The organism is Chitinophaga sp. (assembly GCF_017745275.1).
Taxonomy (GTDB): Bacteria; Bacteroidota; Bacteroidia; order Chitinophagales; family Chitinophagaceae; genus Chitinophaga.
In genome coordinates this window covers 208,911-222,956 of sequence record NZ_JAGHZS010000001.1, presented here as the reverse complement: position 1 = coordinate 222,956, position 14,046 = coordinate 208,911, and the positions used below count along the sequence as shown (strand labels likewise).

The 14,046-nt window shown below is 44.7% G+C and carries 10 protein-coding genes; 6 read left to right on the top strand and 4 right to left on the bottom strand.

The annotated features are described in order from the left end of the window. Positions 1-159: 159 nt before the first annotated feature. Positions 160-1,968: a translational GTPase TypA gene (gene typA, locus J7623_RS00985; RefSeq protein ID WP_291916176.1), complete on the bottom strand. Its 1,809-nt coding sequence runs from the start codon at positions 1,966-1,968 to the stop codon at positions 160-162. A gap of 263 nt (positions 1,969-2,231) precedes the next feature. On the opposite strand from typA, the gene J7623_RS00980 reads away from it, so the two are divergent. Next, a complete protein-coding gene (locus J7623_RS00980) occupies positions 2,232-3,233 on the top strand; it encodes an alpha/beta hydrolase (RefSeq protein WP_291916173.1) in 1,002 nt (333 codons plus the stop codon). A gap of 1 nt (position 3,234) precedes the next feature. On the opposite strand, the gene J7623_RS00975 is transcribed toward J7623_RS00980, so the two are convergent. Then, positions 3,235-5,469 carry a patatin-like phospholipase family protein gene (locus J7623_RS00975; RefSeq protein WP_291916171.1) on the bottom strand — a complete coding sequence of 745 codons (2,235 nt, stop codon included), beginning with the start codon at positions 5,467-5,469 and terminating at the stop codon, positions 3,235-3,237. Between the two features lie 189 nt (positions 5,470-5,658). Next, positions 5,659-6,702: a COX15/CtaA family protein gene (locus J7623_RS00970; RefSeq protein ID WP_291916168.1), complete on the bottom strand. Its 1,044-nt coding sequence runs from the start codon at positions 6,700-6,702 to the stop codon at positions 5,659-5,661. A gap of 183 nt (positions 6,703-6,885) precedes the next feature. On the opposite strand from J7623_RS00970, the gene J7623_RS00965 reads away from it, so the two are divergent. Next, positions 6,886-7,341, top strand: a complete 456-nt coding sequence (locus J7623_RS00965) for a hypothetical protein (protein WP_291916165.1) — start codon at positions 6,886-6,888, stop codon at positions 7,339-7,341. A 102-nt stretch (positions 7,342-7,443) separates the two neighbouring features. Here the strand turns inward: J7623_RS00965 and J7623_RS00960 are convergent, their stop codons facing one another. Beyond that, positions 7,444-10,428: a glycoside hydrolase family 3 N-terminal domain-containing protein gene (locus tag J7623_RS00960; protein WP_291916163.1), complete on the bottom strand. Its 2,985-nt coding sequence runs from the start codon at positions 10,426-10,428 to the stop codon at positions 7,444-7,446. A gap of 280 nt (positions 10,429-10,708) precedes the next feature. Here J7623_RS00960 and J7623_RS00955 point away from each other — a divergent pair, with 280 nt between their 5' ends. The 4 genes from J7623_RS00955 to J7623_RS00940 all read left to right on the top strand — a co-directional run bounded on the left by J7623_RS00955 (position 10,709) and on the right by J7623_RS00940 (position 14,046). Beyond that, positions 10,709-11,296 (top strand): adenylate kinase, encoded by a 588-nt coding sequence (locus J7623_RS00955; RefSeq protein ID WP_291916160.1) that lies wholly within the window; start codon positions 10,709-10,711, stop codon positions 11,294-11,296. Between the two features lie 171 nt (positions 11,297-11,467). Beyond that, positions 11,468-12,481: a GTPase ObgE gene (obgE, locus tag J7623_RS00950; RefSeq protein ID WP_291916158.1), complete on the top strand. Its 1,014-nt coding sequence runs from the start codon at positions 11,468-11,470 to the stop codon at positions 12,479-12,481. 75 nt (positions 12,482-12,556) lie between these two features. Next, on the top strand, positions 12,557-13,264 hold the full coding sequence (locus tag J7623_RS00945; protein ID WP_291916156.1) for a hypothetical protein: 708 nt from the start codon (positions 12,557-12,559) through the stop codon (positions 13,262-13,264). Between the two features lie 29 nt (positions 13,265-13,293). Next, complete coding sequence (locus tag J7623_RS00940; RefSeq protein WP_291916153.1) at positions 13,294-14,046, top strand: hypothetical protein; 753 nt, start codon at positions 13,294-13,296, stop codon at positions 14,044-14,046.

Here is a 14,046-nt window from a genome sequence, read left to right as displayed (position 1 = left end):
CAGAAGTTAGTTTTAGTTTTAGTAAGCATTGGGTTAGTATGCACATCCCTGCCTTGTCCTGGGCGGGGATTTTTTTGACCCTTAACCCCGAAAAAGAAAAACCCGCTCCGGTAATCGGAGCGGGTTTTTCTTTTTTCACTAGTTTATCTTACAAAGCAATTAAGCTTCAGCTTTCATGCTCTTAGCAGTTCTCTTACGCTCTTCTTCATCCAGGATAACTTTACGCATACGGATGAAGTTAGGTGTAACTTCAATACACTCATCGTGCTGGATATACTCCATACATTCTTCCAGTGTCATCAGAATTTTAGGCGCAATGTTAGCCGCACCATCAGTTCCGCTCGCACGCATGTTGGTCAGTTTCTTTCCTTCGTTTGGATTCACCACCAGGTCACCTGGTTTGTTGGTTTCACCAATGATCATACCCTTATACACTTCTTCTCCCGGATCAACGAAGAAAGATCCTCTATCCTGCAGTTTATCGAGAGAGTAAGCGGTGGTAGTACCTGCTTCTTTCGCAATCAACACACCGTTGTTACGGCCTGGGATAGCACCTTTCCATGGTTTATAATCGTTGAATCTGTGCGCCATTACCGCTTCACCTGCAGTAGCAGTGAGCATCTGTGTACGCAGACCAATCAAACCACGGGAAGGAATTTCAAATTCCAGGTGTTGCATTTCACCCTTGGTTTCCATGATCAGCATCTCACCTTTACGACGGGTTACCAGATCAATTACCTTGCTGGCAAAATCCTGCGGAACGTCTACCACCAGGGTTTCGTACGGTTCGCATTTTTTACCATCCACATGCTTCACAATTACTTGTGGCTGACCAACGGTCAACTCGTAACCTTCACGACGCATGGTCTCAATCAATACACCTAAGTGCAGGATACCACGACCATAAACCATGAAACTATCAGCACTGTCAGAATCCATTACACGGAGTGCCAGGTTCTTTTCAGTTTCTTTCGTTAAACGATCACGCAGGTGACGGGAAGTAACAAACTTACCATCTTTACCAAAGAACGGAGAGTTGTTAATACCAAACAACATGTTCATGGTAGGTTCATCCACACTGATAACTGGCAATGCTTCTGGTTCTTCTGCATCAGCAATAGTATCACCGATGTTGAAACCTTCAATACCAACTACTGCGCAAATATCACCAGCATATACTTTCGTTACTTTTCTCTTACCTAACGCTTCAAAGATGTACAGCTCACGCACTTTCTGCTTTTTAGCGGTACCATCTGCCTGCATCAAAGTGATCCACTGACCTTCTTCGATAGCAGAACGGGTAACTTTACCTACTGCGATACGACCCAGGAAAGAAGAGTAATCCAGGGAAGTAATCTGCATTTGCAGGTTGCCTTCTGGTGTTTTAGGCTCCGGCACATATTGCAGGATACCATCCATCAGCGGCGTAATATCTTCACTTTGTTCTAATGAACTGTTGAACCAGCCATTTTTACCGGAACCATAGAAGGTTGGGAAATTCAACTGATCTTCTGTAGCATCCAGGTTAAAGAACAATTCAAAAACAGCATCGTGTACTTCATCAGGACGGCAGTTTGCTTTATCTACTTTGTTGATAACAACAATCGGCTTCAGATTCAGCTGTAAGGCTTTCTGCAACACAAAACGTGTTTGAGGCATAGGTCCTTCAAAAGCATCTACTAACAGGATAACACCATCCGCCATTTTCAATACCCTTTCCACTTCACCACCAAAGTCGGCGTGGCCTGGAGTATCAATAACGTTGATTTTGGTTCCCTTGTACTCAACAGAAGCGTTCTTACTGAAGATGGTGATACCACGCTCTCTTTCAAGATCGTTACTATCCATGATCAGCTCGCCTGATTCCTGGTTAGCCCGGAATACGTTTGTCTGATGAAGGATTTTGTCAACCAGGGTAGTTTTACCATGGTCTACGTGTGCAATGATTGCGATATTACGAATGTTCATATACTTAAATCTTTAGCTATCAGCCATTAACAAAATTTACGCTAATAGCTACAAAAAGAAGGCGCAAAGGTACGAAAACATAGCGAGAATGAAGGAAACACGTTTTAAATAAATGTAATCATTTAGTCACACTGCAATTGTATCTCATAAAGCACTGACATCCATTGATTTACAATTAATTATAAGGCAGCATGACAAACCCGCAACTTTGTGGCGCCAATTTTGTTTCCACCAAAACGTTCCAACCGCTTAATCTACCAAAGATGATAAAGTATACATACTTCCTGGTAATCACCTGTTTTACAATTATTTATACTCCTGTGTTCGCTCAGCAAATCCCCGGTCAGGATATTACCCTCTCTCAATATAAATATCCTTTTCCTGTACATTTCCTGTCACTCCATATCCAAGGGCAACACCTCAAAATGGCTTATATGGATGTACAACCCTCTAAACCCAATGGTCAAACCATTGTTCTTCTTCACGGTAAAAATTTTTGTGGCGCCTACTGGGATAGTACCGCGGCTGACCTCAGCAATAACGGCTACCGCGTAATTATACCCGATCAGATCGGTTTTGGTAAATCCTCCAAACCTACCCACTTTCAATATACCTTTCAACAACTGGCACAAAACACCAAAGCCCTGCTGGATAGCTTGCAAATTACCAAAGCCGCTATACTAGGCCATTCCATGGGAGGTATGCTTGCCACCCGGTTTGCCCTGATGTACCCGGGAATAACAGAAAAACTTATACTGGAAAATCCCATCGGACTGGAAGACTGGAAAGTGAAAGTGCCATACCAATCTATAGATAAATGGTATAAAGCGGAGCTCCAACAGACCTACGAAAAAATTAAGCAATACATGATGGATAGCTACTATGCCGGAAAGTGGTCTGCCGCCTATGATAAATGGGCACAACTACAGGCCAGCTGGATCAGCAATCCCGACTACTCTACAGTAGCATGGAATTCCGCGCTAACCTATGATATGATCTTTACCCAACCTGTATTGTATGAATTTGAAAATATACAAGCTCCTACCCTGCTGATTATCGGGCAACGCGATCGTACAGCACTTGGCAAAGCCGCTGTTTCCCCGGAAGTACGCAAAACATTAGGAGACTACCCAACATTGGGGAATAATGCTGCCAAAAAAATTCCACACGCCACGCTGGTACCTATTGAAGGTGTAGGACATCTTCCCCACATTGAAGCATACACGCAGTTTATTACACCACTGTTGAAATTTCTACACCAATAAATTATTGATTCTCCAGCAGTTTTACCACATAGTCCAGTGCGCTCTGGTTCGCGGGATTATCAAGTGCATGAGCGATGTCTAATTTTTCACGGGAAGTAAGGTGCCACGATAAAGCCGCTGCCTTATCCGTTTTTTGCGGTACATATTGGAAAATGACCCGGTGGAATTTATCAGGGAAATATCCTTCCATGTAATTCAGCAAATCATCCTGGTCGAAGTCCTGCATGGCACTCCAGTGTTGCTGCATTGTAAATAATGGTTCAAATAACAGGTCGCTGAGATCTTTCGTTTTCTTGATGGGAGAAATATCATTTTTACGGGTGTCGCGTATCTGTATATACACTACCCCACTGGTGTTTTCGTTGATCCATTTGCTAAAAGTAAAGAGATAGCGTAAGGTCGTTTGCTGACCGAAGTTATCGCGGATGCCGGCATCCATTACATCTACAATAGGATTACTCGGCAAAAATGCATTAGGTAATACATAGGGGAATGTGGCGCACATCCGGATGGCGCTGGTTACCCGCAGGTCCATTGCATCCTGTGCGGCAAAATATTGCGTGAAATCCACCCCGTCTATATCTCTTACCTGCCGGGTTGGATACAAATATTGCGGACTGCACAAATAGCTGATGGGCTGTGGTGAAATCATCAGGCGACGGCCATCTGCGTTGATGGTGGCGTTCCATATCAGCATGGGAATTTCGGCATTTGCTTCTGGCTGCCGGTATTCCTGTAGCGTTTTATCCAACACATTGTCAGTATGCTCATTCAACTGTCTTTCAAATGCGTAGCCTCTATCCTTTGCATACTGATTTTTCCCGATGTTGAAACTTCTCCAGGGTGTAATAAAATCATTCACTGCCATCGCAGTAAACACAGAATTAAGCAGATCCATGGAAACTCTTTCGGTATACACCGGGTTCGAAAGGCGGATAGGCTTTCCTTGTTGCTGCTGGTAATACAGTTCCCGGAAATAACTGGCGCCTAACATCCCTCCTGATGCGCCGGTCATAAGTACGGTATGCTCCATCAAACGTCCATGGAGCAAACTATCCAGCCGCTGCAGTACATTCACACTCCAGGTAGCAGAACGGCTCCCTCCCCCGCTGAAATTCATGACAATCAATGGCGGTTTTTTATTCGCCGGAAATTTCTTTCTCCATTTATCTAAAATCTGAATTCCCTGTTTCTTATCTGCCTCATATTTTTCTCTCGTAAAAAACTGCTGTAAGGCTGCCACACTATATTCCGGACGATCTTTCTTTTGACGATAGTTAAGACCATAGGCTTTGTTGCGGTTATCTACCCAGTTATTTTCTACCATCCAGTTCAAACCAAATAACATCACCAATAAAATGGGAATTGACCAGGTTTGCAGCATATAAGAATAGGCGCCAGCCACCCCAATCAGGAATGCAAAAAAGATCAGTACGCTGGCACCTGCCGGGATTCTGAATACGTCATAATCCATCATATAAGCCAGTACTACCAGGAAAATGAGAGAACATCCCACAGTAATCATGGCAGCGAAGTGATGTTGCTTCAGGATGCTATCGAGGTAATGTTTGTTGTAGTGATCTACATTCCTGGCTCTGCGGATGCGCCAGGGTGTGGAAAAGTAATTGTGTACTGGTAGTGCATTTTCATCAGGCTCCTGTGTTGGCTTCATGATCATCCGCAAAAAATTGCGTGGATTGCCGAAGCGCTTCTCCAAACGGCGACCAATATTTTTATCTGCATTAAAAAAATAAAAAAAGCAGAAAAAGAAAATAAACAATACGCCACAGATATAACCCTCTCCCAGCAATAGAATATCTGGAATTTCACTCAACTGCTCATATCGCTGATATTCCCATCCACGGTAAAGCATGCTAAAAATAAATACCAGTGGTATAATGGCGTTATTCAAACAATAACGGAAAAAAGGCTGCGACGTGGTGGCCAGGAACTTAAATCGGCCGGTGTGCAGGATAAACGTGGTGATTTGCCAGCTCATGATAAACATACCAGTAGCCAATCCTAATATGGTAGTACTATAGAAGTTAACTTTACCCAGGTATTCCGGTGCCAGGTACAGCGCATCTCCACCAAACACCTTGGCAAAACCGCCGTTAATGGTGCTAAAGAGTATCACCCAAAAAATCAATAACACCTGGTACTTCCTGAAATGCAGGAGCACCAACTGTATAGGGAAAGAATAGTAAGTTTTTATCAATAATAACTTCACCTTCATCAGACGATTATTACAAATAAACCTACGGAAAATTTACGGATTTATAGACCTTGCATAACAGGATTTTCTTCTGGAGCAGAAAGCATAAAGCTGAAAGCAAAAAGCTATTAAAGCGAATGACCAGAGCGAATGGGAAAAATATTACTACCCGCTCTGGTCATTCGCTTTAATAGCTTTTTGCTTTCAGCTTTATGCTTTCCCCCTACTCAGGAAAAGCGTCCATATCAATGACAGCAATAATAACATACCGACACCCTGGTGCAGTATACCATAGCTAATCGGAATTTTAACCTGGCTATTTAACAAGGTTAATACGCCCAACAATACTTGTAACAGCACCAACAGCAAGGGCAGATAGCGAATCATGTGCAACTGGCTATGAGCAGGTGTTTGTGCAGATTTCCACCACCAAACGGCAATCAATATCGTGATCAGGTAGGCAAGACCGCGGTGTATAAATTGAATCGTGATTGGATTATGCGCAATATCTGCCATGAAACCGCCCTGCGAAAACATGCCCGTTGGTACCCAGGCACCATTAATGTCAGGCCAGGTATTGGCCACCAACGCAGTATGCAATCCAGCCATGAAAGCACCGTATACTAACTGCACCACCAGTAATACCAACAAAGCGATATTCAGTTTCTTTAATGTTGGCACCGCTAATATTTCTTCATCACGTACACTCAGTTTCAAGGCAAACCAAAACACATAACACAACAGCACCAGGGCGGAAATAAAGTGAATCGCCAAACGGATATGGTTTACATACAGGTTTTCCTCGTTCAGTCCACTCATCACCATTATCCATCCAATTAATCCCTGCAAGCCACCCAGCACGAATAATATGACCATTGGATTGATCATACTTTTATTAATCTTCTTCTTAATAATAAAATAGACGAATGGCACAATAAATACCAGTCCCATTAACCGGGCCCAGTCGCGGTGCAGCCACTCCCAAAAGAAAATAAACTTAAAGTCTGATAACGTAAAGTGGTTATTTACATATTGATACTGGGCAATTTTTTTGTATCCTTCGAAAGCGCGTTCCCAGGCGGCTTCATTCATAGGCGGAAATGCGCCTAACAGCGGCTGCCATTCAGTAATGGATAAACCAGATCCGGTTAACCGGGTAATTCCTCCCAGTAAAACCTGCACAATCAACATGCCCACGCCAATATATAGCCAGATGGCCACCGGCCGATTATTTTTTATTGTTACTGCTTCCATAAACGCTGCAAAAATAGGGAATGAATGCCGAACAAGTCCCTTAAATACTCACATTATTTTAACAAAGGCGTAATGTTCTGTTAATCCTGTCGTCGGAGATTTGCATCGAAATCATAAGGCACCATTGTATTAGCTAATACCGCCCTCATTAAAAAAAAGATGAACACAATAAAAAATTAAGTCATGAAACACTTACGTTTTGTTTTTTTAGCACCCAAAGCAGCATTGTTATTATTTGTTACTATCCTGTTACCCATCCTGCATGCCGCCGCACAGTCCAGCACATTTGCTTATAATGTGGAAAGACGTACCAGCGAAAGGCCAGCAGCCGTTGCACCCATTGAATCTTTCAACGTTCATATTACACAACTGCAGAAAGATCAACTGTTATTTCAACTTTCTGTTGATAATCCTGGCAACGAAAAGCTGACCCTTTACATCAAAGACAACTTTAATAACACACTGCACCGCGAAATACTGCCTTCTACTCTCCGTTTCGAAGCACGCTATAATCTCGCATCTTTAGAAGATGGTGATTATATCTTCGAAATCAGAGCAGGAAAAAATAAACTGGCAGAAAAAGCAATTGCTATAAAAACACAGACTTTCGTTAACAGAAACGTTTCAGTTACCGAATAAGCAGAAAGCAAAAAGCTATTAAAGCGAATAACCAGAGCGGATAAGTAATTTAAATACTCGCTCTGGTTATTCGCTTTAATAGCTTTTTGCTTTCTGCTCAAATCATTTCTTTATCGATTCATACACCGCTTCAAACATTTTTTCGCGGGTATGCAACACAGTCAATTTCGTATTAGCACCACCGTTAGGATACACCCGGTTACTCAGGAATATAAATACAATCCCTGACAAGGGATCCGCCCATACACAGGTACCGGTATAACCGGTATGGCCAAATGTGGCAGCAGAGGCGCTCTTTGCTGGATAAGGCTCCCGACGGGTGGCATTATCTTTTTCGGTTTTATCAAAGCCCAGACCTCGGCGGCTGATGCCACTGTTATACGCCGTAAATAACGCTATCGTTTCTGGTTTTATATACTGCACGCCATTAAACGAACCCTTATTCAGCAGCATCTGCATAATTACGCCCAGGTCGTTGGCATTTGAAAACAAGCCTGCGTGGCCGGCTACGCCACCAAACATAGCGGCCCCGGGGTCATGTACATCGCCCCGCAACTGCTGCATCCGGAAAGAATACTCATGTTCCGTAGGCACAATTTCCGATAATGAGAAACGCTCTCTTGGTAAAAACCCGGTGGTAGCCAATCCCAGGGGCGCATAGAAGGTTTCTCGCACATAGTCGTTCAGCTTTTTGCCGGTGAGCTGCTCCACGATCTTCCCCAAAAAGAGGAAGTCGCAGTCGCTGTATACATAGCCCTGGTGCGGCGATAGCTTACTTTCCAGGATCTTCCTCCACATGCTGTCTACGTAGCTGTTTTCCATGTACATATTTTCCGCTACACGGATACCATGGGTGGCATCAGGAGCGGTGTGGTAAAGGATCGAGTCCGGAAAGCCACTGGGATATAATGTCTCTTTGTAAAAAGGAATAAAAGGTACTAATCCGGCCTGGTGTAATAATACATCGCGGATACGCAACCCGGCTTTGTCGGTGCCCAGCACCAGGGGCAGGTATACACCCAGCGTGGCATCGAGATTTAATTTGCCCTCATCATAGAGGCGCATTACTGCCAGGGTGGTGGCGCATATTTTTGTTACAGAAGCCAGATCATAAATAGCTTGTGGCGATACCGGTTCTGCTTTATTGTATTCATAATGACCGAAGCAGCGGTTGTAGATCACCTTCCCGTCTTTCATGGCCAGTACCTGGGCGCCGGGAGCGGCTCCGCGGGCAATCATATCGTTGGCGAGACCATCAATTTTCAGCAAGGCTTGTTCATCAACGCCGGCTTCTTTAGCTGTAGCTACAGGTAAAATAGTAAACTGGTTTACTTTATAAGTAATGCCTGTACCGGAAGGCAAGCCAGGGCATACTGTTACCGGTAACTTGCCAGAGGGGCCCAGTTTGCCGAATAGCAGATCTGCAGCGGCTCTTTGCGTGGTGCTATCATCTTCGTAGGCAGCAATGATAGCGGGTGCATCGCAGAAATACTGGATGGCGTATGGATTCCCGAATGCCACGGTGACAGATGGTACCTCGGTCTGCAACTGACGGATAATAAGTCTTTCCGCCATTGTTAGCCCAAAGTTATTGGCCGGACGGCGGCTATAGTCATGAAGACTGATGATAACGGCTTTATAGTCACGCTGGATGCGGGATACAATGGGTGCTATCTGATCTACCGACTGCCGGGAAGTAAAAATAAAGGCATCGGTGCCGGGTTTGTATTCCTTGATGGTTTGCAGGAATGTGTTGCTGGCATCGGCTCCAATGGCAATAACGGCCAGCTTTTGCTGGGTCATGGCAGGAGAAAACGGTACCAGCTTTTTATCGTTGCGCACCAATGTGATGGCACTTTCAGCGATGCGTTTACGTAGGCTGTCTGTTTGCGCATTCAGGTCGTCGGCCAGGTGATCGGTATCAATATGTTGTGGCTTCCAGAGGCCCAGGTTGTATTTGGCGCGTAATACTTTCTTTACGCGTTCATCTACTTCGTCCTGGTCAATTTTACCTGCTTTGATTGCTTTTTTGATAGCTTCCACGCTGCCCGCGGCGGTAGAAGGCAGGATCATCAGGTCGTTACCTGCCAGTAATGACTGTAAGGATTCCTGTCCTTTGGTATAAAATTTTGCGATGCCTTTCATTTCCAGGGCATCGGTTACGATCAGTCCTTTATAGCCCAGTTCATTTTTGAGCAGTTTTGTAACCGCATTGTAAGAAATAGACGTAGGGGTATTAGGTTTTTTATCGATAGATGGGATATAAAGGTGAGCTATCATAATAGATCCCACGCCAGCAGCAATGGCTTCGCGGAAGGGATATAGCTCCAGTGAATCCAGTTGTTCCCTTGTTTTGTTGATGGTAGGCAGGTCGAGGTGGGAGTCCACGTTGGTATCGCCATGGCCGGGAAAGTGTTTGGCGCAGGCCATTATGCCGGCATCCTGCATCCCGCGGATGGTGGCTACGCCCATGCGGGCCACCTGGTATTTATTTTCTCCGAAGGAGCGATCGTTGATCACCGGGTTGGCGGGATTGTTATTCACATCCATGTCCGGGGCAAAATCGATATGAATGCCCATGCGGCGGCATTGTTCGCCGATTATTTTGCCGGCATCATACGCCAGGGCGGTATCGGTAACAGCGCCGATCATCATGTTGCGGGGCAGGGAAATCACGCTGTCGAGGCGCATACCGAGTCCCCATTCTCCATCAATAGCTACCAGTAATGGCACTTTAGAGATAGATTGGTAATAGTTAGTAAGGCCGGCTTGTCTTACCGGGCCGCCCTGGAAGAAGATAACGCCTCCTACTTTATTGTCCTGGATATCCTTTATTACGGCGTTTACATGATCAGGGCCCAGGTTAGAGTGGGCGCGTATCATGATGAGTTGAGCGATGCGTTCCTCGGGGGTTAGCGATTGAAACACGCTATCCGCCCATTGCGAAGCTCTGTCTTGCGGTGGGGTGGTTTGTTGTGTGGTGGCTTTTTTTTGCTTCTTTTTCTCTTTAAACATCAGGGGTGCGGAAATAGCGCTCCCGGTCATCATCAAACCTGTAAGTCCTGCAACCAATAATTGTTTCCTCATATCATAAACTTACAAAATTCGGGTGTAAATCCAGTGCTGTTCCGCTGAATATCAAAGAATTACTAATAATGATCATATGATTTTGTTAGATAGAAAGTATTTCGTTAAATTAGAATAGCCTGTTGAAGATAATTTAGGTATTCTGGTTAAAAATTGAAATATGTTTACTATTTTGTCAGAATATTTACATTTAGTTCAATCAATTGTAATTTTAATTACCAATACATTCATCTGTTTCATATATTTGCAGCCTTGCGAGTAAAGTAGATTTTAATTAAACATGGTCAATCTCATTTTATTTGGCCCTCCCGGTAGCGGCAAGGGTACACAAAGTGCTAATATCATCCAGAAGTATGGACTTATTCATTTATCCACCGGCGATTTGCTGCGTAGTGAGATTGGAGATAAGACGCCGCTGGGTCTTGAGGCCAAGAAATTCATGGATCAGGGTCATTTAGTTCCTGATGAAGTGGTGATTGGCATGATTAGCTCCAAACTGGAGGCTAATCCGGAAGCACGTGGTTTCATTTTCGATGGTTTCCCCCGTACTACTGCGCAGGCAGAGGCGCTGGATAAGCTGTTGGCATTGAAAAAAACGGCAATTTCCGTGGTGCTGTCTCTCGAAGTGCCTGAAGATGCGCTGATTAAGCGTCTGTTGAACCGTGGTTTAACCTCTGGCCGTAGCGATGATGCTTCTGAAGAAGTAGTCAAAGCACGCATCGTGGAATATCATAACAAAACCGCTCCTGTAGCGGATCACTACTCCAAATTTGGCAAGTTCAAAAAGGTGAAAGGTGATGGTACAGAAGCAGAAGTCTTCGAACTGTTGTCCAAAGAACTGGATGAACTGGTAGGAGAAAAAGTATAGTTGTACGCGGGAATCCGCTATCACAAAGACTTATAGCATTTTATCATACAACGCAAAGATGGTAAGTATACTGCTCTTGGCACCCGAATGGTGCTAATTAGCGTAAACTTCCGATCTTTGCGTTTTGTTTTCTGTTGTTATTGGCAGCAACAGCTTTAAAATTCGAGAATAGTGGAAAAAGCGAACTTCGTAGATTATATCCGTGTATTTTGTAAATCCGGGAAAGGTGGCGCAGGTAGTATGCACTTTATGCGTACCAAGTTTAATGCGCAGGCCGGCCCTGATGGCGGCGATGGCGGTCGAGGCGGACATGTTATTTTAAGAGGCAATTCACAATTGTGGACCCTCCTGCATCTCCGTTGGCACAAGAACCTGCTGGCAGAAGACGGCGAAAACGGCAGCGGCGACAACTGCACCGGCCGTTTTGGTAAGGATATCATTATTGAAGTACCGCTGGGCACACAAGCCAAAGATGAAGAAACCGGTGAAGTAGAAGCCGAAATTCTGCACGACGGCCAGGAAATTATCTGGATTCCTGGTGGACAAGGAGGTAAAGGCAATGCTTATTTTAAGTCGGCCACCAACCAAACCCCCGAATATGCCCAACCTGGTATGCCAGGAAGAGAAGGCTGGAAAGTAGTAGAATTAAAGGTTTTGGCAGATGTGGGCCTCGTGGGCTTCCCCAATGCCGGCAAATCCACCCTCTTGTCTACTATTACCGCGGCCAAACCTAAAGTGGCTGATTATGCCTTTACTACACTTACTCCCCAACTGGGTATGGTAGAATACCGCGACAACAAATCATTCTGTATTGCGGATTTACCCGGTATCATTGAAGGTGCACATGAGGGAAAAGGATTAGGCCATCGATTTTTACGACATATTGAAAGAAACGCCGTATTATTATTCCTGATTCCAGCAGATAGCGCCGATCACCGAAAAGATTTTGAGGTACTCGTTAACGAACTGGAACAATACAATCCCGAATTGCTGGATAAACAGTTTCTGCTGGCCATCAGTAAAAGCGATATGCTGGATGATGAGCTGAAAGCCGCTATATCAGCAGAGCTACCGGAAGATGTGCCTCATGTATTCATCTCTTCTGTTACCAACCAGGGACTCAGTGAGCTGAAAGATATTTTGTGGGAAGCCCTGAACAGAAAAATAGATACACAGGTACAGTAACCGCAGCATAACTGTTGCCGGATTTACGGGGAAACTATTTTCGACGCCAATGTTCGTTACAGTATCCCGCATACCATGAAAACATCCTTTTTCTTTGCAGCCACCCTGCTGGTATTAACCGCCTGCCAACACGCCTCCCAGCCTGAAAAGGCCAGAGCCGTGCAGATTGATACCATGCAACTGGTGGCCCCCCCGGCACCATCCGTCAAAGTGGCCTCCAACGAAGTATATATAGTGACCCGCGACACTACTACGTATATCCGTTTCGGTGATTGCTATTTTTCATTGGATTGGATCAAACCGGATGCAAAACGAAACGACTTCGAATTGCATCCGGACACCCTTTTCTTCCTACAGGATTACTCACATAGCATTGAAGGACAAATGCTCGCCGTTACCACCGGCGAAACACAGAGAATACAGGTCGCGCAATCTTATGAAACCAGTGCTATTATTGGCCAGGAACCTTTATACCACTGGAAACATTATCGTTCCTCCTGGGAGCATCTGCGCCCCGAAGCCAGCAACTTCTTCATCTGTAAAAAATATACTCCCGCAGAAAGAAAACGCTTCCCCCCTGTCAGCATCACGCAATTACAACAATATGTAAAACAACATGGCTCTCCTACGCAATACGCCACAGTAGCCCGCCAGAATAACTTCCCGGCTCCTCCCGTTCGAGTGGCCATTACCCGCTACTACATCCGGCTGGATGGATTCATGGCCAAACCCTCCGATAAAATCAATAAACTACTCATTATCGAAGTAACATTTAAAAGCTGATAACATCTATATTTACAAAAAAACACCCTGTGAAATTATTATCCAGCACACTGCTGGCTGTACTACTGTTGATTTTTGCCTGCAAACCCGCAGCTAACAACACCAATGAACAGCCCGCCGCCAATGACGACACACTTGCCGTAACCAAATTACCCGGCGTTTACATGGGCGACTTTGGTAACGGAAACATTTACATTACCCTGAACTATTCCAACGGGAAACAGGTGGCCGGCTACAACGTACACAAAGGCTTACGCCGTAACCTTCGGGGAGAGGTAAAAAGAGATAACGACAATTGGGTCGTTACCCTCACCGAACCCGGCGACCACCCCTTCGATGGAAAGTTTGCCCTCACCTTCGATCACCAGTTTGCCAAAGGAAAAGGTACCTGGACACCGTTAAATAATACGTCGCTGAAAACAAAATCGTTCGATCTGCAAAGAACAGAACAGGGCGACTATACCATGACCGGTAACACCTTCAGCATGTTCCTGGTAGAAACTGATGGCGCTAAAAGCGACTTTGCCTTTGATCCGGACGGTAGCTGCTTATTACAGTACTACGAAAAAATTAATGACTCAACCTTTGCGGAGCAAATGATCAAAGTAAAAGGCACTTATCAAAAAGCAACCGACAGCACGGTAACTATTAACTGGGAAAAAAATACCCTTTTTAAAGAACGTACCAACACTTACAAACTAAAAGGTGATACAGACAGCGACGGAAAACGTTATTACTACGGCATCGTCATCGATACCTTAGAATTTGTACAGGGACCTTAA

Bases quoted from the DNA above. Each gene is read 5' to 3' on its own strand.
- J7623_RS00975 (WP_291916171.1), bottom strand. From the start codon at position 5,469: ATGAAGGTGAAGTTATTATTGATAAAAACTTACTATTCTTTCCCTATA.
- J7623_RS00965 (WP_291916165.1), top strand. From the start codon at position 6,886: ATGAAACACTTACGTTTTGTTTTTTTAGCACCCAAAGCAGCATTGTTA.
- J7623_RS00955 (WP_291916160.1), top strand. From the start codon at position 10,709: ATGGTCAATCTCATTTTATTTGGCCCTCCCGGTAGCGGCAAGGGTACA.
- J7623_RS00945 (WP_291916156.1), top strand. From the start codon at position 12,557: ATGAAAACATCCTTTTTCTTTGCAGCCACCCTGCTGGTATTAACCGCC.
- typA (WP_291916176.1), bottom strand. From the start codon at position 1,968: ATGAACATTCGTAATATCGCAATCATTGCACACGTAGACCATGGTAAA.
- J7623_RS00980 (WP_291916173.1), top strand. From the start codon at position 2,232: ATGATAAAGTATACATACTTCCTGGTAATCACCTGTTTTACAATTATT.
- J7623_RS00960 (WP_291916163.1), bottom strand. From the start codon at position 10,428: ATGAGGAAACAATTATTGGTTGCAGGACTTACAGGTTTGATGATGACC.
- J7623_RS00970 (WP_291916168.1), bottom strand. From the start codon at position 6,702: ATGGAAGCAGTAACAATAAAAAATAATCGGCCGGTGGCCATCTGGCTA.